This window comes from Pseudomonas fragi, assembly GCF_025426255.1.
Lineage (GTDB): Bacteria > Pseudomonadota > Gammaproteobacteria > Pseudomonadales > Pseudomonadaceae > Aquipseudomonas > Aquipseudomonas kulmbachensis.
This window is the reverse complement of record NZ_CP104861.1, coordinates 2,810,216-2,832,887: the sequence shown is the minus strand read 5'-3', so window position 1 is coordinate 2,832,887 and position 22,672 is coordinate 2,810,216. Positions and strand designations below refer to the sequence as shown.

Genomic DNA, 22,672 nt, shown 5'->3' with positions numbered 1-22,672 from the left:
TTGTCAGGGTGGACGTACCTTCAATTGCGTCTTGAACCTGCGCTGGGCATCATCCATGCTCCGACTTCAGGAGGCGTTCCCGTGAGCTCACCGACACTGCACCTCATGTGCGGCAAGATCGCATCAGGTAAATCTACCCTCGCCAAAGCACTCGCAACCGAACACTGCGCCATTGTGCTGAGCGAAGACAAGTGGCTCTCATCGCTCTATCCCGGCGAGATAAACTCGGTAGCGGATTACGTACGTTACGCCCAGCGAATTCGGGGTGTGGTGGGTCCCCTTGTGATCGACATGCTTGAGTCCGGTGTCAGTGTGGTTCTGGATTTTCCTGCCAATACGCTCGCCAATCGCGAATGGCTGCGCAGCCTGGCAGAGGCCGCGCGGGTGCCGCACTGTTTGCACTATCTCGAAGTGGATGACGCCGTGTGCCGTTCGCGGCTGCATATTCGCAACAAGCTCGCCGAGCATGATTTTGCAGCGTCAGATGCCGAGTTTGATTTAATCACCAGCTATTTTCGTGCTCCAGGTGCAGACGAAGGACTGGTTATTGTCACTCACCTCCCGATGTGATTTTGATCGCTGCCCTGCGTTTTTCCTGTAGCTACTCTGTTCCAGGTCAGGCCCCCAGTTGGAGCGAGCCTGCTCGCGGATGTTCTTCGCGAGCAGGCTCGCTCCCACGCTTGAAGTATCTCGTCAGCGGCTACGGGGATTGCAGGCTCTCTTTTATCAGCGTGGCCAGTAACCTGGCTGCAGGCGTGGGTTGCTCGGTTGCCGCGTGAAGCACATACCCCAGGGTCTGTACCGCAGGTAACCCTGGAATGATGGCGAGATGGCCCGGCAGCCCAATGCGGGTGCGCAGTGTCACTCCCAGCCCAGCCGCGACGGCTGCCCAGATGCCTGCCACGCTAGGACTGGTCAGGGCAATGCGCCAGGTGATTTTCGCCTCGTCCAGCGCCTGGATTGCAGCGCTGCGCAGTACGCAAGGGGCGTCGAACATAATCAGTGGCAATGGCGAGTCACCAGGCATGCGAGCTGGCATCTCACGCGAACCGATCCAGTGCATCTGCGTTGCACCCAGCCGCGTGGCATAAGGGGAAATGTAGCCAGTGTCCCAAGCCAGAGCCAGGTCCAGGCCGCCGTTGTCCATAAGGGTCAGTAGTTCAGCATTGCGCGCGATCCGGACTTCGAGATTTACCATCGGGTAGGTGGTGACAAACCGGCGCAAAATATCGCTCAGAAAATGCTCGCCAAAGTCCTCCTGCAGCCCGAGGCGTACCGTCGTTGCCGTCTGGTTTTCATGCAGGGTCTGGAAGATGCTGTCGTTGAGTTCAAGCAGCCGACGGGCATGGCTCAGCAAGGATTCACCCATTGCCGTCAACATCAGCCCTCGACCGGATTTGGCCAGTACTGGCGTGCCGATCTGCTCCTCAAGTTTCTTTAGTTGTGCGCTAACGGCAGAGGTCGAGCGGCCCAGGCGGTCTGCCGCCTTGGCAAAGCTGTTGAGTTCCACGCCGGTTACGAAAGTGCGTAACACATCAAGGTCGAAGACTGGGCGGCGCATTTTATCATCCATAATTTTGGAACAATGGCTTTCATTTAATCTGATATTCGCAATGGTTGCGACTTGATAGTTTTTATCTCGCCAGATGATGTCATCACCTATTTGGCGTTCTATTCAAGCTGCCTTGTCACGGCAAAGGAGTAATGACAGATGCCATTTGCACGAATTTCACTGCACCGGGGCAAGTCCGTTGAGTATTTGCAGGCGCTTTCTCAGGGCTTGCACGATGCGTTGGTAGAAAGCTTTGAAGTACCCCTGGAGGATCGATTTCAAGTCATTCACCAGCATGAACCGGGCGAGCTGATTTTTGATCCCGGCTACCTTGGCGGGCCGCGTAGTCATGACTTTGTGCTGATTGCGATTACCGCGGGTCGCCCACGTTCTACCGAGACCAAACGCCGCTTTTATCAGAACCTTGCCCAGAAACTAAAGCGTGCGCCGGGCCTCGACCCGGAGGATGTGATGGTGGTTATTACCAGTACAAAGGCCGAGGACTGGTCGTTCGGGGGCGGGCGGGGCAACTGATTGCAGGATGACCGGCGTATTGTGGCGATTACAGGTGACGCTGATGTTGACGATATCGTCCAGGCTGTTAGCGTAGGCCACGGTATCCGGCGGCATCGTCTCAAATGCCGAAATTATGCCAAGTCCCGGCCTATCCAAGAAAGTTCAGGGCAAAGGAGTATGTAATGAAAGGAAGCCGTGCTGTGCATACGCTGCGTGAACTCTCGGAACTTGATTACCATGACAGCAGATCGATTCTGCTGCCTGTGCAGATCACCGCATTGGAAGCCTGGAACCTGATGACGGCCGAACAGGGGCTGTTGATGCAACTGGCTTTTCGAACCAGAGATGCGATTTCCTCGTTATTTGGTGTTAAACGAATCGGCAGGTTTTCCGGCACCCGCAAAGAGACAGTCCAGACCGGTGATTATCTGGACTTCTTTGTGGTTGAGCACAGTGCCCCGCAGATACTGGTTCTGACCGAGCGTGATCGACATCTGGATGTAATGACCTGTGTTTCGATAGCCGATCGTGTGCTCACGATTACCTCATCTGTCGTAACCCATAACACGTTCGGTCGCCTCTACATGTTGCCGGTTGGCCCGGCGCACAAACTCATCGTCAGCCGCTATCTCAAGCGCCTTAAGCGAAAGCTGGAAGCTAAGGAGTCCTGAACTCATGGATAAGATCATAAGAATCGCCGGTCAGTCGGATATCAAGGCAATCTTCGATATCCGCACCAGCGTCAGGGAAAACCATCTCTCCCATGATCAGCTAGCCGAAATGGGCATCACCCCCGATGCCATACAGCAGGCAATTTTGGCTTCGCCATGCGTCTGGGTGGCAGAGGTCGATGGGGTCCCGGTGGGGTTTTCCATGGCTGACGCGGAGGATGGCTGCGTATTTGCCGCTTTTGTTCTGCCTGAATTCGAGGGGCGCGGCCTGGGTCGCAGCCTGATGGCCAAGGCCGAGGCTTTCCTGTTTCAGCAGCACCGGACAATCTGGCTGGAAACCGCTGAAGGCAGCCGCGCCAGCGGTTTTTATCGAAACTTAGGTTGGAAAGTGGTGGAAAACTTACATGAGGGTGATGTTCGTTTTGAGAAATCACGAACCTAGTATCGGTCGGGTTTCTTGTTAGTTGGGACAAGAAGGTATGGATATTCGGTTAGCGCAGTCCAGGACGGGATGCTTTTGAGGGCAAGCGGGCCCTCAAGCCACGAAACCGGCCGGAATGATAGGTGTCAGGGGGGCAAACGGCTCATACGTTATGCCGGCTCCAGCCCCGAAGTCGCAGCACATAATCGATATGGCCTGTTACTCCGTCACAGCCATTCGCCATTCGCCCGTCGACGGGCGGTGTCTGGTGGGCGGGGCGTAACGCCATTGAAGCCAATTACGGTCAAATCGAAAGTGAAACCCGATTGGCCAGTGACTTCAGTACACAGTTCCCGACAAACCCGTTCCGGAGGCTGTAAGCCGCCCACACGCTCCTCTCGTCGAAATCTCTGACAGATAAATTGACCAGAATGATCCTACGCAGTTAACTGTATGTTCATACAGTTAACGTAAGGCGTGCGTCATGAGTTTCACTTCCCTCGGGCCAATTGCTGAAGATGGCGTTCGCTTGCCACTTTGTTCCTTCAAGGTTCCGGCCGGGTTTCCGTCACCGGCGGCGGATCATATTGAGAAGGAAATCTCGCTCGACGAGTTGCTCGGTATCCGCGCGCCTCATGTGTATCTGGTACGGATCGACGGCGATAGCATGCAGGGGGGCGGAATTTTTTCAGGGGATCTGGCGGTGGTGGACCGTGCCATTGAGGCGGGGCACGGCCATGTGGTGGTGGCGCTGCTGAATAACGACCCGGTCTGCAAGCGCCTTTGTTTGCGCGGCAAGAGCGTTATCCTGCAATCCGAGAACCCGAAATATCCGGATCGTTATGTACTCGAGGGTGATGAGTTTTCAGTCTGGGGCGTGGTCACTTACACCGTGCGCAGCCATGGCCACTAAGCCTGACCCGGTTTTCGCGCTGATTGACTGCAACAGTTTTTACGCCAGTTGCGAGCGTGTGTTCAGGCCTGACCTGGCCAAGGTGCCCATCGTGGTGCTGAGCAACAACGACGGTTGCGTGATCGCCCGCAGTTATGATGCCAAGCCCCATGTGAAGATGGGCGAGCCGTATTTTCAGATCAAGCACCGACTCGAACAGTTGGGGATTGTGGCGTTCTCGTCCAACTATGCCTTGTACGGTGACATGAGCGAGCGGGTGATGAGCCTGATTGAGTCGATGCTGCCTGCGGTCGAGGTCTACAGCATCGACGAATCCTTTGCCGACCTGACCGGTATCGCTGATGCCACCGCCATGGGCCGAGCGTTGCGCAGCCGAATCCTGCAATGTGCCGGGATTCCGGTCGGGGTCGGTATTGCGCATACCAAGACCCTGGCCAAGCTGGCCAATCACACTGCCAAACGGTTGCAAGCCCATACGGGCGGAGTGGTGAACCTCTGTGGCGACCATGAGCGAGATTGGGTGCTGCGAAATACCGCCGTGTCAGAGGTCTGGGGAGTAGGGCGGCGCATGACCGCTCACCTGGAGAGTATGGGCATCCGCACCGCAATGGATCTGGCCAAGGCGGACCCGTGGTCGCTGCGCAAAAAATTCAGCCTGGTTATCGAAAAGACTGCCCGTGAGCTGTCGGGTACCTCTTGCCTGGCGCTGGATGAACCCGACCCGCCCAAGCAGGAAATCTGCTGCAGTCGCATGTTCGGCAAGCGCCTGACCGAACTGGCTCCGATCAAGGAGGCCGTGGCCACTTACATGATGCGCGCCTCGGAAAAACTGAGGGCGCAGAAGTCGTACTGTAAAAAGATCCGGGTCAGCATTCGTACAGGCATGTTCAACCCGGACGAGGCGAAGTACGCCAAGGGTGTGGTGGTGACCTTGCCATACCCGACCGATGATGTGCGTCTGCTGACCAAGGCCGCGGTGGATGCGCTGGAGCATGTATTTCAACCCGGTTTCAGATACAGCAAGGCCGAGGTGCTATTGCTGGATCTGCGCCAACCGGGTGAGTTTTCCGATGATCTGTTTGCGGTCAATCAGCCGGCAGAAGCTTCAAGGGTGATGGCGGTGCTGGATGCAATCAATGACCGCTGGGGCCGAGGCACGCTGCGTGCGGCCAGCGTGCCGGGCAATCCGGACTGGGGGATGAAAAGGGAGTTGATGAGCCAGAGCTATACCACGCGGGTGGATCAGCTTTGGCGGGTTTCCTGTGAATAATGGTCAGTTCAGAGCTCGGCGAGAAATCTGTAGCGGCTGGCGAAGGAACGAGGCTGCGTTTGGCGGCGCAGCCGTCGTAAAGTCTGAGTGCTGATTTTAACTGACACACAACAGTGCCTGATTTCGCGACGGCTTCGCCCAGCGTATAGGCAATACGGATATACGCCCCCGCCCAAAGGCGCTCTTGAATGAGTGGTTTGCCGAATCCTCTGGCCTTCATTGCACCAAGGTTTTCGTCTGCGTAGCCAGCCCAATAGTCCGCTAGGGCAGTGCGGCTTCGACCAGTTCGATCCAGTGCCGGACCGGGGTTCTGCCGGCACTGTCGAGATGGGACTGACAGCCGATATTGGCCGTGACAATGACGTCGGGGTGGCCGCTTTCCAGTGCATTGAGTTTATGGTCGCGCAGCTGTCGGGACAGTTCTGGTTGGGTCAGTGAGTAAGTACCCGCCGAGCCGCAGCATAGATGGCTGTCGGGCACGGGAGTGAGGTTGAATCCCAGGCGGGACAGGATGTCTTCAACCGCGCCCCCGAGTTTTTGCGCGTGCTGCAAGGTGCAGGGGCAGTGGAATGCCAGGCGTTGCTCGCCGTGTAACCCAAGCTGCTCCAGTGGCTCATCGCGCAGCACTTCAGCCAGATCCCTGGCCAGGGCACTGACCCTGGCGGCCTTGCTGGCATAAGCCGGGTCGCTGCTGAGCAGGTGCCCATAGTCTTTGATAAAGGCCCCACAGCCGCTGGCGGTTTGCACGATGGCCTCGGCTCCCTGCTCAATCCCCGGCCACCAGGCATCGATATTGCGCCGGGCGCGATCAAGGCCAGCCGCCTGGGCGTCCAGATGATAGTCCACGGCACCGCAGCAACCGGCTTCGCGGGCAGGGGTTACGCTGATCCCCAGTCGATCCAGCACTCTGGCGGCGGCCACGTTGGTGTTGGGCGACAGGCTCGGCTGTACGCAGCCTTCGAGCATCAGCACTTGCCGAGCATGGCGGGTGGTCGGTCTCGGTTTCACTGCGGGCACGTTGCGCGGCAACTTGTCTTGCAAGGGGGCGGGTAGCCATGCACGCAAAAGCTGAGCGCTGCCGACCAGCCGTTTGAACAGCGCCGTTCTGGGCACGATGCTGCGTAAACCTTCGCGCAGCAGGCGCTGTGCGAGTGGCCTTGGTACTTGGGCATCGACCACCGCCCGGCCGATATCCAGCAAGTTGTGGTAATCGACGCCGGAAGGGCAGGTGGTTTCACAATTGCGACACGACAGGCAGCGGTCGAGATGCTGTTGGGTTTTTTGCGTCACCTGGTTGCCTTCGAGCACCTGCTTGATCAGGTAAATACGCCCCCTCGGCCCATCCAGTTCATCACCGAGCAACTGGTAGGTCGGGCAGGTGGCGTTACAGAAACCACAGTGCACGCAACTGCGCAGGATACTTTCGGCCTCTCGGGCGCGGGGCAATTGGCGAGCTTGTTCACTCAAGGTGGTCTGCATGGCTCAAAGCTCCGCGTACAGGCGCCCGGGGTTGAAGATGCCCCGTGGATCGAGTTGTTGCTTGAGGGTGCGGTGGTAGCGCATCAGGGCATCGGGTAGCGGCTGGAACGGGCTGTCGATCAGGCCGTGGCTGTAGCAGGTCGCATGTCCGCCGACCTCTGCAACGACATTGCGAACAAAGGCCGCGTCGGCATCCGATTTGAGCCAGCGCTGGGCGCCGCCCCAATCGATCAGTTGTCGGCCGGGCAAGGCCAGGCCGGGTGTGTTGTTGGGCAAGGACAGGCGCCAAAGGGGCTGGTCTTCATCGAAGAAAGCCAATTGGTGTTCGTTGAGGTCGGTCCAGAACGAAGAATCCAGCAGCTCGCCTCCCAGGCGTTCATGGGCCGCGGCCACCGAGCCTGCGCCGCCCTCGAGTCGCAGGTGCAGGCGCTGACCATCATGACAGGCAGCGCTGATCGGCAGTGGTTGCTGGCCCCACTCGGCAAGACGCAGCAGGGCGCGATCGGCGTCTATTTCCAGGCTGATGCTCAGGCATTGGCGTGGCTTGGGCAGGACCTTGAGGGATACTTCGGTCACCACCCCAAGCGAGCCGTAACTGCCTGCCATCAAGCGCGACAGATCGTAACCGGCGACGTTTTTCATGACCTCGCCGCCAAATCGCAAATGCTTGCCGTGCCCGGTAATAACCCGAGTCCCGAGGACGTAGTCCCTGACCGAGCCTGACCAGGGACGGCGTGGCCCCGACAGCCCGCAGGCAATCATGCCACCCACCGTAGCATCCCCGAAGGCTGGCGGCTCGCAGGGCAGCATTTGCTGCGCGGCATCGAGCACGTGCGCCAACTCGGACAGAGGGGTGCCACAGCGGGCCGTGATTACCAGTTCGGTCGGGTCATAGCTGACAATGCCGCGATGGGAGCGGGTGTCGAGTATTTCCCCTGCCACGGTGCGGCCCAGGAACAGCTTGCTGTTGGAACCCTGGATGCGCAGCGGGGTGGCGTACGCCAGTGCCTGGTTGACCTGCTCCAGCAGCACGGCGCTGTCATCGATATCGTGTGCGGTGCGCATCAGAAACGCTCCAGCTCGGGAAAAGGCAACTGGCCCATGTGAACGTGCATGGCGCCAAACTCGGCGCAACGATGCAGGGTCGGAATATTCTTGCCGGGGTTAAGCAGGCCACTTGGGTCGAAGGCAGCCTTGACGGCATGGAACAGGGTCAGTTCATCGCTGTTGAACTGCGCGCACATCTGGTTGATTTTTTCGCGGCCCACACCGTGTTCACCGGTAATGCTGCCACCGACCTTGACGCACAATTCGAGGATCTTGCCGCCCAGGGCTTCGGCGCGATCGAGTTCGCCCGGCTGGTTGGCATCGAACAGAATCAGCGGGTGCATATTGCCGTCACCGGCGTGGAACACGTTGGCTACACGCAGCTCGTACTCGGCCGACAACGCGGCAATGGCCTGCAGAACCCCCGGCAATTCGCGGCGCGGTATGGTGCCGTCCATGCAGTAGTAGTCCGGCGAGAGGCGGCCCACGGCAGGGAAGGCATTTTTGCGCCCGGCCCAGAATCGCACCCGTTCAGCCTCGTCCCTGGCCTGACGCACCTCGGTGGCTCCGGCCTGTTCCAGCACCTGGCGCACAAGGTTGCAGTCGTCGTGGACATCGGCCTCAACGCCATCGAGTTCGCACAGTAAAATGGCCTCGGCGTCGACAGGGTAGCCTGCATGGATAAAGTCTTCGGCGGCACGAATGGCCAGGTTGTCCATCATTTCCAGGCCGCCGGGGATGATACCTGCGGCGATGATGTCACCCACGGCCCGGCCTGCTTTCTCGACACTATCGAACGCTGCCAGCAGCACCTTGGCGGTCTGCGGTTTGGGCAGCAGTTTGACCGTCACTTCGGTGATCACCCCGAGCATGCCTTCGGAGCCGGTAAACAGCGCCAATAGATCGAAACCGGGCGAGTCCAGGGCTTCGGACCCCAGCGTCAGGTGTTCGCCATCGACGGTTAAAATTTCGACCTTGAGCAGGTTATGTACGGTTAAGCCATATTTCAGGCAATGCACGCCACCGGCGTTTTCTGCGACGTTGCCGCCGATAGAACAGGCGATTTGCGAGGAAGGGTCGGGCGCGTAGTAAAGGCCAAACGGCGCCGCCGCCTGAGAAATCGCCAGGTTGCGCACCCCCGGTTGAACCCGTGCAGTGCGGGCGGCGGGATCGATGTGGAGGATATTGTTAAAGCGGGCCATTACCAGCAACACGCCTTTTTCCAGTGGTAATGCGCCACCGGACAAACCAGTACCGGCCCCGCGCGCAACGACCGGCACACGCAACTCATGGCAGATGCGCAGCACCCCTTGCACCTCGTTGAGATAGCGTGGCAACACCACCAGCAAGGGGGTAGTGCGATACGCAGACAGCCCGTCGCACTCGTAAGGCTTGAGTTCTTCACGCTGATGCAGGACTTCAAGATCCGGCAAGCGTGCTTGCAAGGTTTGCAGCAGTACGGCTTTATCGACGTCAGGCAAAATGCCGTCGACGCGTTCATCGTAGAGAATGTTCATGGCGGCTCACGACACTCGATTATTTTTGTTAGAGGTCTGTATCCGACAACGTTGGTGCGCGCCACGTTATTGCTTAAAGGCTGGGCGTGATGTCGCCCCCAAACCATAGCACTCGTCAGTGAAGTGTGGCGGTCCGACCAATTTCGCCAATCCTGATCCGGTCCAGCGCCCGATTTAAAGCATCCAGGGCATCGATAAGGGCTTTTGCTTCGGCCTCTCGACCTTCTCCCCAAAGGCGTTCGGCCATCTTGTTGAGGGCCTGGATGGATTTTTCGATGTCTGCAGCAGTTGCTGTCGGGCTCACTACGGCTTGCTTCTTGGGCATTGTCAGAACTTCTTCGGCGCCAGATCACCCGGCTTGAAATACAGGGTTTATGGATCTCTTCAACAAAAGTGATTGAGATCCAGTGGGGCGGACTGTAGCAGACGGGGATGGTTACTTATGCCTGCGCCCCGTGGATACCCCTCAAACACCTTTGTAGTGATACACCTGCGCACTCCAGTACCGGCTGCTACTGCGTTTTTCGCGAGACCATCCATCGGCCTCCAGTTGTTTGGCGATCAATCGATTCATCACCCCGTGACCGAGTAGCAGAACCGTTCCTTCGTCAGCTATGGATTGCAGTCGCTGAGCCGCCGTGCAGGCACGGGTCCGCGTAGTGGTGGCAGATTCGACGCCCGGTGAGTAACCGCATAACCATAGAATGCGCAGGATAAATGCCCAGGTAAACGGCGATAGCCGTGGCCGTTTCCAGCGACCATACGGCAACTGCGCTTCACAAAATATTGCGTCGACGAGGGTGGGCTCTAAACCGAGCGCCCGGACGGAGGTCAGCGCGCGGGGGGCGCTGCTCGAGACGATTACCGTGGCGGTTGCCGCGAGTTGCAGGCTGGCCTCCGGAACGGGTTGGTGGGTAATGTGCGACTGGTTGTAGTGTTCAATCCAGTCTTTCATGTCGAGTGCTGACAATTTGCCGACCTCGCCTAGCTGAGGCTGGCCATGTCGCATCAGGATTATTTTCCTGTTCACAGTGTATTGACGTCCTTGTGCCAAGTGCAGTGGATATACAAGAAATGCGGTTTTGATAATACATCCAAGTGTCGACGCAGAACTGCCAATAGCCCCCAGACTATCGGCTTTGGGGTTAGCTAATAATCCCGTGTTTGACCGTTAGTTGTCGGCGGTGACGGATGAGGCTTTTCTCTTTGAGGTAGGCGCCCTGAGGCCTTCAAACCAGCCGTGATCACGGTACCAGGCCACGGTGTCCATGATGGTCAGATCCAGCGCCCGGAAACTCAGGCCAAGTTCTTGTGCACTTTTTTGCTGATTGAAATGGGTACGGTGCTCCTCTCGTACCATCAAACGCAGGGTTGCCATGCTCAACAGAATGGGCTTGCCGGTCAGGCGCGCATAGATCTCCTGCACCGCCGCCAGCGTGTACAGAAAGGGCAAAGGCAGTTGGCGTGTGGGTGTCTTGACCCCTGCAATACGTCCCAGAACAGGTATCAACTGACGCATCGTCATATGCCGGCCCGCCGCGAGATAGCGCTCGCCTCGGCGTCCATGCCTTGCGGCAGCGATCAGCGCTACTGCCACATCACGGGCATCCACCACAGAGAAACTGCCGGGCACCAGCCCGGGCAACTTGCCGTTCACCACATCGTTGACCAACTGTCCCGAGGACGTTGGGCCAATATCGCCAGGCCCCCACATCCAGCCGGGCAGGACCATGCAGGCATGCATCTGGGGATGGTCTTCGAGGAACGACAGCACCACCTGGTCGGCGAGAATCTTGCTGCGGTAGTAGTCATCGGCGTCGGCCTCGGCCCGCAGGCATGTCTCATCGATGGACGAGCCAGGTTCGCCGTTGAGCACCGCAATCGATGATGTATGAACAAACCGCCGTATGCCTGCACGGTAGGCGTGCTCAATCAGGTCTCGAGTACCGGCGACATTGATCTTTTCGAGGTCCTTCCAGTGACTGCCGCCCTTGTAGTTATCGCGAAAAAACGCCGCCGTGTGAAACACCGTATCGCAGCCTTGCAGTGATGCTGCAAATGCACCGACATCGGCCATATCGCCAATGACCAGTTGCACATCCGGCAGGTCGTTGAACTGCTGTTCACCCTTGGCTCTGGAGCGGACCAGGGCTTTGACGCTATAGCCACGAGCGAGCAATTCCCGCACCAGGTTATTGCCCAGCAAGCCGGTCGCGCCAGTCACGAATACGTTGCACGCGGCGTGTTGCACATAGTCCTTGGGGGCGGTTGTCATACAATCCATTCCAGTGGTTTCGAAGGTCGTTAGATATACCGTTCAGAGCGCTTCTGAAAAATAGCGACTACTGCATAATGGTTTTGCACATATGCAGACCAGGGAGGATATGACGCATGGCGTTGCAAGCAAATTGGGACGATCTACGACTGCTGCTGGCGGTCTCGCGGCGTGGCAGCTTTCTTCAGGCCGGGCAGTTACTGGGCATTGCGGCGTCTACGGTATCCCGCAGGCTGACTCAACTGGAGGTAGCGCTGGGCGAGCCACTGGTCGAGCGCGGCGTTGAAGGATGCCGGTTGACTTCACGGGGCCAATCCCTTGTGGACGTTGCGATGGCTGCTGAAGCGGGCCTCAGGCGTCAAACCGCGGCTGACATGACTGGCTTGCACACCGAGCTGTCGGGCAATGTGCTGGTCAGTGCCGGGGAGGGGTTTACTTCCGGGGTACTGGAGGCTGTGAGTCGCTTCACTGCTCTGCACCCGCGCTGCTCGGTGGAGCTGCTGGTCACCGCCGACTTTCAGAAAATCGTCCGCGGTGTGGCCGATATAGCGGTGCGCACCATGCATCTGGGCGAACCCTCGTTGATTTATCGACCCATTGGTAGGTTCACCTACGGTGTATTCGCTGATGCCGGTTACCTGAGGCGATTTCCAGGGGTAACTGTGGCCACAGCAGTCAATGTAGCCTTGCTGCCTCCGCTCGACATGTTGCCGCAAATGCGTGCCGCAAAGGCCGCCGGTCTTGACCGTACGCAATTGAGCGTGAACTCGTTCGCCGTGCAGCTCGAATCAGTGAAACGGGGTTTGGGGGTGGGTGTATTGCCTCGTCTTCTGGCGAAGGACCTGGTCGAATTGTTCCACGAAATTGAACTTCCGGACCTGGAAGTTTATTTGGTGACCCGGCCTCAGGCATTGAAGCAGGCCCATATAAAATGTTTTTTTGCCATCCTGGAGCAGGTGCTGCAAGAGGCCCTCTGCCTGCAAACTGACGAGAGTTGCGACCTGGAGGAACTCCCCGTAATAGGCGCATAAGCCAGTTTACAGGTGGGCAAGGCAGTATTTATATTGCTTAAAAAATGGATGGCTCAATGACACTTCGGGAGTAATAGCGTGTTTCCAATCGATATCTGGCTTGCTTACTCCGCAGCCTGTTTGCTCTTGGTGATTGCTCCAGGGCCGGACAATCTGCTCGCTGTAGGCCGCGGTCTGAGCCAAGGCAGGCTAGCGGCGCTGGTGTCAGGAATGGCATCTGGCGCAGGTATTCTGTTCCATGTGGCGACCGCTTCGTTGGGGCTGACGCTGCTTATGCAAACGTCCGTTGTGGCGTTCTGGATCGTCAAGCTGATTGGCGCCGGTTATCTGCTCTGGCTTGGCATCAAGGTACTGCGCTCACGTAGCCTTATCAGTTTCCAACCTGCGGCCAAACAACCACTGACCAGTATATTTTTCACCGGTTTTCTCTCGGCGGCGCTCAACCCGAAGCCGGGGTTGTTTGTACTGGCATTTATCCCTCAGTTCGTTGATCCGCTACGCGGGTCGGTGAGCACGCAAATGCTGGTGTACGGTGCCTGGTTCGCATTGCTTACGGCCATTGGCTTCTCGCTTATGGGCGTATTTGCCACAGTCCTGACCCAGTGGTTACGCCCGCGGCCTCGACTGGTTAATGGTCTGAATGTAGGCGCAGGACTGACTTTCGTCGCATCCGGCGTATCGATAGCTGCCCTGAGTCAGAAGTAAGGCGATATCAGGAGCGCCACAGCTGTTGCAAGTGCTTAAACGAGCGGTATTGCAGTGGGAGCGAGCCTGCTCGCGACAGCGCGTATTTACTGGCTGATCGCGACGCTCTTGAGGCCTTCGCGAGCAGGCTCGCTCCCACGTATGCGGTCATACGGCTGCTTTTACAGCAACTGATCAATCAAGACCGCATTGGAATAGATCAAGTTGCCATCGCTCGCACGATGCCCGACCAAATGGAACTGACCGCGTTCGTGGTGCAAGTAGACCCGCATCTGGCAGTCGGACAAGGGGCCGTACCCCTCAGGCATGATCAAGTCCATGGTGCTCATGTCGACATCGACCATGGCTTCGTGCTCCTGGGTCTTCTGCAGACGCTCTTCAGCTTGCTCCAGACGCAAGTGGAGTGGGCCATCAACGTTAAAGTGAATGTCTCCTATTGCAGCAGGTTTGTGATCGCCACTGTTTTCACACCAACCTTCGATTGTCAGGGTCGCCATAACAAAATCTCCAATGCTGATTGCAGAAATCGGGTGGCATTTTTGATGCCATGACTTTCCGACCACTACCAGTTGGCAGGGTTCGTCTTTTCAGACCAGCGTGTCCAATTCTTTCATTCTAAAAACTAATCAACGGCCAGAGCTCCGATTACAGGCAGGATCAGCAAGGTACTGATCGCCATCGACAACACATTGCCAATAAAGGGATGCAGGTAGTTGGGCAACCGTTGAGCAATGGCACAGGCCAGTGGCGGTGCGATCAAGGCGCCCAGCACTGCACTGGCGATGATGACGGTAAAGCTGCCGCCGTAGGTCAGCACTGCAGCAGGCACGACTGAAACCAGTGGCACATAAGTGGGATACCAACCGCGTTGCTGCCATTGCTGGCGCCACACAATGACGCCCACCAGTGAGGTCAATGCTTGCGCCGCGACCATGTGTAACAGCAGGCCAGAACCATAAGCAGGGCTTAGCGGGTTCAACGCACAGGCCAGTAATACCCCGGCGAGCATGCCCAGGCTTGCCCATTCGTTGCCGTAGAACGGAGCTTCCGAGAAGTCAGCCAGTACGCGCCGCAACGTCCAGATCACCCCATAATTCGGTGCTTTTACTGACACTGGCGGCGGGTTTGTAGCTGTTTGCCCGTGTTTGGCAGTCACCAGTATTGGCCAAGTCCGGCACAGCAAAAAGGCCACCACGCTGCCCGATGCCATTCCCAGAACATTGCCTATCACCGCTGGCAAACCCAAGGGCAGGCACACGAAGTTAACGATCAGCAGACAGGATGGCGTGACGAGGAGGGCGCCGAGGATTGCCCCATTGATCGTGACTTTCCAGCCACCTCCAAAGAGCAACACCATAGCCGCGGGCAATGACACGAAAGCGGCGAAGGTGGGTTGCCAGGTGCCAGCCGTCAGGGTCCAGCCCCAGAGTGCATTGCTCAACAACAGGCCCAACAGAGAACTGGTCACCAGCCAGGGCCACAGCCCCGTGCCATAGCTGATGCTGAACCCTTGCCACGCCTGAGCGTAGCGGCTGGCCCAGTATCCCAGCGCACCGCCAAGCAACAAGCCCAGAGAGGAGAGTTCATGTTTGTAGAACGCTACTTCGCTGATGTCACCCAACACCCAGCGTAACCACGCCAGGGCAGAGGGCATGCTGGTTATCATGTCGCTGTAGGCGGGCCAGTAAGCTGGGTCTGTGGAGTTGTAGTCCACGGCCACCCAAGCTGTGACTACACCAATAATCGCCACGGCGCTAAAAAGCAGGATCAGAAGTCTGACCGCAGCCACTGAGGTTTTTCTTTCGGATAGGGATTCCATGGTGACCACCCGATCAGCGAGGCAAGCGAAGGTGATGGTCATAGCCGAGCATTTCGTCATACAGATCCGTGCGGCGGTCACGGAGCAGGTCGTTCAAGTTGTTCCATACGGGTGCGCTGCGAGCAGCCGACAAATCGATGTCGGCATAAAGAATGGTTTGCTCGTCAGCTGGCGCCACTTCACCGATGGGCCAGCCATTGGTTCCGGCAATCAGCGAACAACCCAGATAACGTGCATCCGGCTCCTCACCAATGCGATTGGCAGCAGCTATAAACACGTTGTTGACGTGGGCGGCGGTCATCGTCAGGTATGAGGCCATGCACTTGCCGGAGTCGTCGAACAGTGGCGGTGGTGTCCATACCCAGTTGTTCAGGCTGCAAATGATGTCAGCCCCTTGCTGGCACAACAGACGGGGGACTTCAGGAAACCAGATGTCCCAGCAAATCAGCAGGCCGATTCGCCCGATCGGGGTTTCAAACACCGGGAACCCGAGATCGCCGGGGGTGAACCAGAGCTTTTCCTTGTTCCATAGATGCGCTTTACGGTATTTGCCGATAAACCCGTCTGGCCCCAGCAATACAGCCGTGTCAAACAAACGCATATCGTCCTGCTCGACCATGCCTGCAACCAGATACACCTGATGCTCTTGGGCAAAACGGGTCCAGGCCTGAACACTTGGGCCATCAGGAATGGTTTCTGCGTGGTTAAAGGCATCCTTGCGACTGCTAAACACATATCCGGTGTTGGCCAGCTCCGGCAGCACAATGAGATTCGCTCCGTTCTCGAACGCTTGCAGAGCCAGATCCAGACTGTTTTGCAGGTTGTTCTGGCTGTTGTGAGTTCCTGTTTGCGGATCAAATTGCACCACCGCAACGCGTACCGCACTGACAGCGATAGATTCGCTCATGACTGACACCTCTTCTTGTTTTTATGGACCGACCTGACGGCGGCCATTTAGTAAGAAGATTTGTCCGAACCAGCGTCTATCGCCGGATTCCTATCCGCCTGTAGTCCATCGGCGTATAGATTGGGAGATTTGTATTTATGTACTACTGGCCTCGAGTGAGAACTTGATCGTGCAGGTTGAACATTTTGGCTCTAAAACGACGCCGATGATGGTTTACTGAAACCAGCGGCTTACATCAGTTTTTACGCCCCTAAAACGCACCTCTGCGCGGAATTAATTAACGGTTTTGCAGTCTTATTTATGCCCATTACTTTCAGGACACCCACATGAAACGCACAGCCATAATGATCTTGGCCTTTACAGGTTCTCTTCTGCTGGGAGGCTGCGTGCCAATCTGGGACGAGGGCGGCGGGCATGGTCGAGATCGTGACCGGGGGTATGATTCCGGTCGTGGATACGACCGGGGGAATGACGGTCGTGGTTATGATCAAAGGTACGATCGTCGCGACAATAATGATCGACGTTATGACCACAATCGCGATCGCGACGATAGAGACGACTGAGTCTCTTTGGTTTTCCATCAGAGCGGGTCAAGGCCCGCTCTGATCGGCGCATAAAACTTGATTGGGTTTCGAGATCTTCAATCGTCCAACTCTCGCTCGTTCACAACCCAGGAATACTTCTCCGGTTGACATATGGGCTGTAAGCCTTTAAAAAAAGAGGCAATTGATTCAAGGCGAACCTCGGATGTTGCTAATCACTGACCTGTTGCTGTGTGCTGTCGGCTTAAATGCTGAAGCGACAGGTCGTGCCCGCTGCGCCTCCAAATCGAAGAAACAGTCGCTCATTTGACCGGGGCGCGCTGTCCCGTCAGATGGGCTGACAGGACATGAGCGCTACGGACTCCCTCCCTTGCTTACCTCCTTTCTGCGCTTCTGACGGTGACGTAATCGGTCTACCCTAAGGAGAAGGTACATGTCATCGTTTCAAGGCATCTGGGTTCCACTCGTTACACCATTCCACAATAGTGCTATCGACTTTGTCGGGTTGCAGCGTCTGGTCAGTCATCTGCTGGAAGGTGGGATCGACGGCATTGTGGTGTGCGGCACCACGGCCGAAGCAGCAGCACTGAGCAAGCATGAGCAACTGGCGGTGCTTGATGCGGTGCTGGAGCTGGTGCCGGCGCAGAGGGTTGTCATGGGCCTGGCGGGCAACAATTTGACTGAGCTGCTGCAATTTCAGAGCGAAATTCTCAAGCGCCCTGTGGCCGGTTTGCTGGTTCCGCCACCGTATTACATCCGCCCATCTCAGGCGGGGCTCGAAGCTTTTTTCAATACGGTCGCCGATGCCTCCAGCGTTCCCATCATTGTCTATGACATTCCTTACCGTACCGGCGTGGTCTTCGAACAAGCCACTTTGCTAAACGTTGTTGCCCATGAACGGGTCGTTGCGGTCAAGGATTGCGGTGGCAACCAGGCCAACACGCTGGCATTGCTGGGCAGTGGCAACGTTGATGTCCTGTGTGGCGAAGACAACCAGATTTTCAGTGCATTGTGCCTCGGAGCAACGGGCGCAATTGCTGCCTCGGCACATGTTCATCCCGAGCTCTTCGTGGCGCTGTATCAACAGATCCGCGACAACCAGCTAGCCGCTGGCCGCGCAACCTTCTTCCAGCTAGTGCCATTGATTCATAGCCTGTTCATGGAGCCAAATCCTGCTCCGGTGAAATCCGCCCTGGCCATTGAAGGCTTGATCTGTGACGAATTGCGAGCACCGATGCAGCGTGGCAGTGAAAGCCTGAAAGTACGCCTGCAACACATATTGAAGGGGCTGGAAAACAGCAATTGATGGATTGCCGTAACCCGAAGCAGTTCTTGAATATCAGATGAAGAGGGTGCCGCGCAGGTACAGCGAGCCGTAGCCGCTGATAATGACCCGGTCATTGTCCAAGACTTCGCAGTGCAGTTGGCCCTTGCGCGCCCCACCTTGCTCGGCACTCAGGCTACGCTTGCCCAAACGCTTGGCCCAGTACGGCGCGAGGGAAGTGTGGGCCGAGCCGGTAACCGGGTCTTCATTTACCCCCACTCGAGGTCCGAACCAGCGAGAGACAAAATCGAAGTCACGACTCGGCGCGGTAACCGCGACACCACGCACGTCGAACGAGGCCAGTGCAACGAAGTCGGGATTGAGGCCAGCGATGATGGCGGCATCCTCCACCACCACGATGTAATCATCTGTGCGATAAAGTGCATCGATCCGATCCAGGCCCAAGGCTTGCAAAAGGCCTGGCGGGACAGCTACGGCTTCAGGCTGCTTGGCAGGGAAGTCCATCGCCAGGCAGCCGTTTTCGCGCCGCACACGCAATTCACCGCTGCGAGTGGAAAAACGCAGTATGTCGCGGCTTTCACCAAGCTGTTCGAACAGCACCCAAGCTGCTGCCAGGGTAGCGTGACCACACAAGTCGACTTCCACCGTGGGAGTAAACCAGCGTAACTCGAACACCTCACCGTTACGCACTACATACGCAGTCTCGGACAGGTTGTTCTCTGCTGCGATGTGTTGCAGCGTCGCATCAGGCAACCAGGCCTGCAGCGGGCAAATCGCAGCCGGGTTGCCGCCGAAAACCTCAGAGGAAAAAGCGTCCACCTGGAAAATATCGAGTTGCATTTTGATCATTCCTGCTCGTCAGCGTTTTCTGAAACCCGGATCTGTTCCAGATAGTTGTAGATGGTGTATCGGGTCACGCCGAGCGCGGAAGCAGCTTTTTCAATACCGCCTTTGACGATGAAAATCCCGCGATCCTGCATTTGCCGTACAGCTTCAAGTTTTTGAGGTTTTCTCATCCCTACGACCCCGCCGGGGCATGCTCCCTGGATGATTTGCGCCATCAATTGCTCCATATCTCTCGGTTCATCAACGAGTGACCTGGGCGCGCGCTCCAGCCCCAGAAGCCCTCCGAGAATGGTGTGTGCGGCAGCAACCCCGCTCAAATCCGCATTGATACACAGACTGGCGAAAGGCTGCCCGCTGCTATCGCGATACACCACGGTGGAACTGCGTAGCGGGCGACCATCAGGCGCGAGTGTCGGGTAATTTTCCACCACTATGGGCTCAGCGCTTGAGCGATTTTCCATCGCACGCCTGACAGCCGTGACCCCTAAGTCCTGGCTTGGGCCGCCCAGCACTGAGCCGCCCACTTTGCGCCCAGTGACATGGCCATTGGCGATGGCAAGGATGGATCGCTCCGGGTTCGTCAAGTCATGCAACACGATTTCAATGTGATGACCAACCGCATTGCTGAGCATTTTCAGGGTGCTGTGAAGCACGTCAAGAATCAGCTTTCGCTCGGCTGGTAATGCTTCAGAAAGCTTCATGGACGCCTTCAAGTGATTTGTCGTAGGCGTCAAAAATATCAACGAAATGTTGAATTATCAATTAAATGTTTAGATCTTTTGCCAGTCAACAACCCTGTTGGTGGTTTTGTCTGGCGGACCGCTTTCGAGTCAGCCGCCATCCGCTGGGTACGCGCAGCAGCTACTCGGTGCTCTTGCGAGGTAGGGTGAAATATCAGGGCTGCATAACCGATGCAGGTCAGTTCAAGAAAATTCAGCATTCTTGCAAGAAAATTCCTGGTCGCTTATTTGCTAGGGTGTCCCACCATGATTTTTAACCCGAGGTCCGGATGTATGCGTTCTCTTGATGTAATTGTGTTTTGCTCTATTGGCGCCAGAGTCAAACATATTCTTGAACGCTTAAGAATGACGGGAGTAAACCATACTCATGTTATATCCGGCGCGGGTGAACAGCATTCACTGGACCTGTCGACATTAACGGTTGATCTGGTGATTTGTGACTCTTTCGGTTCACATGATGAAATTTCATTTTTCAGAATGCTCTGTGAAACCAGTGGCTTTTTTTCAATCCTCAAGAGCGATGAGCTCGAACCCGGCGTCAGATGGGGCATCTCCAGTTTTCTTGCCAAGGCGCGCAAATATAACGCCGGTGGTTATAGCGCCAGCCTGGAGCAGGCACCGTTCAACAGCTTGCTCCTCAAGGTGGCAACCGTGAAAAGATGCGTCAATGATCACTCTCGTTCAAGCCACATGCGCCCGGTGCATGTCCCGTCTGAAAGCACCGGCGATCTGGGCGGGAGTGCGGTGGTACAGGCGCTGGAGGCACAACATATGGTTCCCTATTTCCAGCCAAAAATATGCTTGAAAACCAACAGAATGCTCGGTGTTGAAGTATTGGCCCGCTGGCAACATCCGGAAAAAGGCCTGTTGTTGCCTTCGTTGTTTTTGGATGTAGTTGAGCAGGATCAACTTCATGATCAACTGTTTGAGTGCTTGTTGGAGCAAGGTTTAAAACTGCATAAGTATTTGTATTCCATCGGTGAGTCGCTGGTGTTTTCGTACAATATCGAAGCGTCGCAATTACTGATTGAGGGCTTTGCCCAACACTTGATAAAGAAAGTCCGCAAGGCAGGGCTTCCCGTACGTTTTATTACTCTGGAAATAACCGAAAAACAGACGCTGCCCCTTGATATGGCGAGTATCGAAAATATTACAACCCTGATCAGAAGCGGTGTCAGCTTGTCGCTGGATGACTTCGGAAGCGGATTTTCGTCCATTACCCGTCTGGCTCAATTACCGTTCCATCAGATCAAACTGGATGCCGGGTTTGTAGCGCGGTCGTCAGGTTTCAAGGAAAGCCGGATTATTGAATCTATCGTTTCGCTGGCCAGCTCTTTGAATCTGGAGATCGTTGCCGAAGGCGTCGAGACCGATAAGCAGAGAAAACACCTTACGCAGTTGGGTATTGATTCTGCGCAGGGCTATCTGTTCCACAAGCCCATGGACGGTGCAGCCCTGGTCAAAGTGTTAGTGGCCGACAGCACTGCGCCACAATTTATGGCGCAGGGTTAAGGATCGCAGGGGGTTCGCTAGGGCTGTAGGTCATAGGCATCCGCGCCCGCAAACCTGGCCTCAAGCATCAGCAAGCCGCGTTTTTTGTCCAGCCCACCGCTGTAGCCGGTGAGCTGGCCCGTGGCGGCGATGACCCGGTGGCAGGGCACTATGATGGAGATGGGATTAACCGCGTTGGCCATGCCGATTGCCCGTGCCGACGAGGGCTTGGTCATTGCCTTGGCCAACTCGCCGTAGGTGGTTGTGGTGGCGTAAGGTATGCCCCTGAGCAGCGCCCAGGCCTCCTTGAGAAACGCACTGCCGGTAGGCGCCAGAACGACATCAAATTCCCGGCGGATACCCTTGAGGTACTCGCTCAATTGCTGGCGAATGTCAGCAGTTGCCTCCTGATCCAAGGGGACGTCGCGGTATTCAGGTCGGGCATCGACGAGGCCAGGGAGGCTGAAGTCCAGTCTTTTTAGGGCCCCATCGGGGTCGATCAACAGGTTGATCCTGCCCAGATGGCTATCGACATAGCCCCTGAGCAAGCGAGGTTCTGCAAAGGGCATGGTGACTTACCAGTGCTGAGGGTAGGGCGCAGGACCTGTGCGCGAGGGGAACAGTGGCAGTACGTCCTGCGCCAGTTCCTGAATAATGTCGGCTGCCGGGCGCTGTGCCATCTGAATCCCCAAGGCCGCGTGGTTGACTCCCGCTTCGCGCCATTCCCCCAGCAGATCAATGAGCCCATTGCGTCCAGTCTTGAGTACATAACCGCCGCGCAGAGGAGTGCGCGGAAAGTTGGGGTCCTCTGCCAGATCGATCCATTCGTTGGTCATGTGCGGGCGGAACCCACCCCCTGGAATGCTCGAGCGCCAGGTGCGAATTCTTTCCGCCAGGCGTTGTGGGCCCCTGCGGTCCTGGGTGGAATCAGGATAGGTCAGCCAGCCATCAGCTTGAGTACCCAGCCACTGCATGCTTTGTTGCGAGCGCCCTGTCACGATCAACGGTATGCGGCCAGTCACCGGTTTTGGCAGCAACTGAGCGTCGCTCAGACTGCCCAGTGCCGACTGGATCGCTGTGGGTCTTGCCTGCAGCAATTGCCGGAAGTAATCCACCGAGTGGGCAAAACGCTCCCCGCGTTCGCCATGTTCGAGACCGTAGGCCGGAAATTCTATCGGCCGGTCACCGGAGGCGATACCCATTACCAGGCGCCCGCCAGACAGTTGGTCGAGGGTGGCCGCGGCCTTGGCCAGGTCGATTGGGTGACGCAAGGTGAAGATCGCACTGCCCGTCACCAGCGCAATCTGCTTGGTGCGTGCGGCGAGGTAGGCGAGGTAGGTGAAGGGGTCGAACACCTGGCCCGCGTCGCCAAAAGAAGGGTCGTACAAAGGCACATCGCGTACCCACGTGGCGGCGAAGCCCAGCCGGTCGAGTTCACTGACCAGATCAGCCTGGCCGGCCAGGACCGACATATCGCCTTCGTAGAACCGCAGGGGCAAGAAAATGCCCAGGGTCAGTTGATCCTGCTCAAACATCCGGCGGTAGCCGGGGTGATGAGCAAAAGCCGTCGCATCCGCGCCGCAGGTCAAGGCCTGGGCCGGGGGTATCGCAATCTGGTTCATTACCGGTTCCTTGGTGTGTAGTG

Annotated in this window: 25 protein-coding genes; 11 read left to right on the top strand and 14 right to left on the bottom strand. The window is 57.0% G+C overall.

The window, feature by feature from the left end; all coding sequences use genetic code 11:
* Positions 1-81 precede the first annotated feature (81 nt).
* Complete coding sequence (locus N7D90_RS12935) at positions 82-570, top strand: AAA family ATPase (RefSeq protein WP_261738388.1); 489 nt, start codon at positions 82-84, stop codon at positions 568-570.
* Between the two features lie 130 nt (positions 571-700).
* Here N7D90_RS12935 and N7D90_RS12930 read toward each other — a convergent pair whose 3' ends face one another.
* A complete protein-coding gene (locus N7D90_RS12930; RefSeq protein WP_261738387.1) occupies positions 701-1,561 on the bottom strand; it encodes a LysR substrate-binding domain-containing protein in 861 nt (286 codons plus the stop codon).
* 150 nt (positions 1,562-1,711) lie between these two features.
* Between N7D90_RS12930 and N7D90_RS12925 the strand changes: the two genes are divergently transcribed.
* The 5 genes from N7D90_RS12925 to umuC all read left to right on the top strand — a co-directional run bounded on the left by N7D90_RS12925 (position 1,712) and on the right by umuC (position 5,343).
* On the top strand, positions 1,712-2,086 hold the full coding sequence (locus N7D90_RS12925) for a tautomerase family protein (protein WP_261738386.1): 375 nt from the start codon (positions 1,712-1,714) through the stop codon (positions 2,084-2,086).
* A gap of 164 nt (positions 2,087-2,250) precedes the next feature.
* Positions 2,251-2,739 carry a DUF2867 domain-containing protein gene (locus tag N7D90_RS12920; protein ID WP_261738385.1) on the top strand — a complete coding sequence of 163 codons (489 nt, stop codon included), beginning with the start codon at positions 2,251-2,253 and terminating at the stop codon, positions 2,737-2,739.
* Positions 2,740-2,743: 4 nt separating this feature from the next.
* Positions 2,744-3,181 carry a GNAT family N-acetyltransferase gene (locus N7D90_RS12915; RefSeq protein WP_261738384.1) on the top strand — a complete coding sequence of 146 codons (438 nt, stop codon included), beginning with the start codon at positions 2,744-2,746 and terminating at the stop codon, positions 3,179-3,181.
* A gap of 463 nt (positions 3,182-3,644) precedes the next feature.
* Positions 3,645-4,073: a LexA family protein gene (locus N7D90_RS12910; protein WP_261738383.1), complete on the top strand. Its 429-nt coding sequence runs from the start codon at positions 3,645-3,647 to the stop codon at positions 4,071-4,073.
* Positions 4,063-5,343: a translesion error-prone DNA polymerase V subunit UmuC gene (umuC, locus tag N7D90_RS12905; protein ID WP_261738382.1), complete on the top strand. Its 1,281-nt coding sequence runs from the start codon at positions 4,063-4,065 to the stop codon at positions 5,341-5,343. The genes N7D90_RS12910 and umuC overlap by 11 nt, the downstream gene beginning before the upstream one ends.
* A 261-nt stretch (positions 5,344-5,604) precedes the next feature.
* On the opposite strand, the gene glcF is transcribed toward umuC, so the two are convergent.
* The 6 genes from glcF to N7D90_RS12875 all read right to left on the bottom strand — a co-directional run bounded on the left by glcF (position 5,605) and on the right by N7D90_RS12875 (position 11,661).
* A complete protein-coding gene (gene glcF / locus N7D90_RS12900) occupies positions 5,605-6,822 on the bottom strand; it encodes a glycolate oxidase subunit GlcF (protein WP_261738381.1) in 1,218 nt (405 codons plus the stop codon).
* A gap of 3 nt (positions 6,823-6,825) precedes the next feature.
* Positions 6,826-7,887 (bottom strand): glycolate oxidase subunit GlcE, encoded by a 1,062-nt coding sequence (gene glcE / locus N7D90_RS12895; RefSeq protein WP_261738380.1) that lies wholly within the window; start codon positions 7,885-7,887, stop codon positions 6,826-6,828.
* Positions 7,887-9,386, bottom strand: coding sequence for a glycolate oxidase subunit GlcD (gene glcD / locus N7D90_RS12890; RefSeq protein WP_261738379.1), 1,500 nt, complete (start codon positions 9,384-9,386; stop codon positions 7,887-7,889). The genes glcE and glcD overlap by 1 nt, the downstream gene beginning before the upstream one ends.
* 115 nt (positions 9,387-9,501) lie before the next feature.
* Positions 9,502-9,711 carry a hypothetical protein gene (locus N7D90_RS12885; RefSeq protein ID WP_261738378.1) on the bottom strand — a complete coding sequence of 70 codons (210 nt, stop codon included), beginning with the start codon at positions 9,709-9,711 and terminating at the stop codon, positions 9,502-9,504.
* A gap of 141 nt (positions 9,712-9,852) precedes the next feature.
* Positions 9,853-10,395: a histidine phosphatase family protein gene (locus N7D90_RS12880; RefSeq protein WP_261738377.1), complete on the bottom strand. Its 543-nt coding sequence runs from the start codon at positions 10,393-10,395 to the stop codon at positions 9,853-9,855.
* A 162-nt stretch (positions 10,396-10,557) separates the two neighbouring features.
* Positions 10,558-11,661 carry an SDR family oxidoreductase gene (locus tag N7D90_RS12875; RefSeq protein WP_261738376.1) on the bottom strand — a complete coding sequence of 368 codons (1,104 nt, stop codon included), beginning with the start codon at positions 11,659-11,661 and terminating at the stop codon, positions 10,558-10,560.
* Between the two features lie 116 nt (positions 11,662-11,777).
* Here N7D90_RS12875 and N7D90_RS12870 point away from each other — a divergent pair, with 116 nt between their 5' ends.
* Together N7D90_RS12870 and N7D90_RS12865 are read left to right on the top strand one after the other, a co-directional pair.
* A complete protein-coding gene (locus N7D90_RS12870) occupies positions 11,778-12,692 on the top strand; it encodes a LysR family transcriptional regulator (RefSeq protein WP_261738375.1) in 915 nt (304 codons plus the stop codon).
* 78 nt (positions 12,693-12,770) lie between these two features.
* Entirely contained in the window at positions 12,771-13,397 is a 627-nt protein-coding gene (locus N7D90_RS12865) for a LysE family translocator (RefSeq protein ID WP_261738374.1), read from the top strand.
* 161 nt (positions 13,398-13,558) lie between these two features.
* Here the strand turns inward: N7D90_RS12865 and N7D90_RS12860 are convergent, their stop codons facing one another.
* From N7D90_RS12860 to N7D90_RS12850, 3 genes are all read right to left on the bottom strand, one after another.
* Positions 13,559-13,894: a hypothetical protein gene (locus N7D90_RS12860; protein WP_261738373.1), complete on the bottom strand. Its 336-nt coding sequence runs from the start codon at positions 13,892-13,894 to the stop codon at positions 13,559-13,561.
* A 125-nt stretch (positions 13,895-14,019) separates the two neighbouring features.
* Complete coding sequence (locus tag N7D90_RS12855; RefSeq protein WP_261738372.1) at positions 14,020-15,216, bottom strand: hypothetical protein; 1,197 nt, start codon at positions 15,214-15,216, stop codon at positions 14,020-14,022.
* A gap of 13 nt (positions 15,217-15,229) precedes the next feature.
* Positions 15,230-16,123, bottom strand: a complete 894-nt coding sequence (locus N7D90_RS12850; RefSeq protein WP_261738371.1) for a nitrilase family protein — start codon at positions 16,121-16,123, stop codon at positions 15,230-15,232.
* Positions 16,124-16,537: 414 nt separating this feature from the next.
* Between N7D90_RS12850 and N7D90_RS24645 the strand changes: the two genes are divergently transcribed.
* Both N7D90_RS24645 and dapA read left to right on the top strand, forming a co-directional pair.
* Positions 16,538-16,729 (top strand): hypothetical protein, encoded by a 192-nt coding sequence (locus N7D90_RS24645; protein ID WP_315968110.1) that lies wholly within the window; start codon positions 16,538-16,540, stop codon positions 16,727-16,729.
* 369 nt (positions 16,730-17,098) lie between these two features.
* Entirely contained in the window at positions 17,099-17,971 is an 873-nt protein-coding gene (dapA, locus tag N7D90_RS12840) for a 4-hydroxy-tetrahydrodipicolinate synthase (RefSeq protein ID WP_261738369.1), read from the top strand.
* Between the two features lie 33 nt (positions 17,972-18,004).
* Here the strand turns inward: dapA and N7D90_RS12835 are convergent, their stop codons facing one another.
* The gene (locus N7D90_RS12835) at positions 18,005-18,790 is read right to left on the bottom strand and encodes a PhzF family phenazine biosynthesis protein (protein WP_261738368.1); all 786 of its coding nucleotides are present in this window, start codon (positions 18,788-18,790) and stop codon (positions 18,005-18,007) included.
* Between the two features lie 5 nt (positions 18,791-18,795).
* Complete coding sequence (locus tag N7D90_RS12830; RefSeq protein WP_261738367.1) at positions 18,796-19,497, bottom strand: transcriptional regulator; 702 nt, start codon at positions 19,495-19,497, stop codon at positions 18,796-18,798.
* Between the two features lie 312 nt (positions 19,498-19,809).
* Between N7D90_RS12830 and N7D90_RS12825 the strand changes: the two genes are divergently transcribed.
* Positions 19,810-21,048, top strand: a complete 1,239-nt coding sequence (locus tag N7D90_RS12825) for an EAL domain-containing protein (protein ID WP_261738366.1) — start codon at positions 19,810-19,812, stop codon at positions 21,046-21,048.
* A 17-nt stretch (positions 21,049-21,065) separates the two neighbouring features.
* Here N7D90_RS12825 and N7D90_RS12820 read toward each other — a convergent pair whose 3' ends face one another.
* Both N7D90_RS12820 and N7D90_RS12815 read right to left on the bottom strand, forming a co-directional pair.
* Positions 21,066-21,596, bottom strand: a complete 531-nt coding sequence (locus tag N7D90_RS12820) for a methylated-DNA--[protein]-cysteine S-methyltransferase (RefSeq protein WP_261738365.1) — start codon at positions 21,594-21,596, stop codon at positions 21,066-21,068.
* A gap of 6 nt (positions 21,597-21,602) precedes the next feature.
* A complete protein-coding gene (locus tag N7D90_RS12815) occupies positions 21,603-22,649 on the bottom strand; it encodes an LLM class oxidoreductase (protein ID WP_261738364.1) in 1,047 nt (348 codons plus the stop codon).
* Between the last annotated feature and the right edge of the window lie 23 nt (positions 22,650-22,672).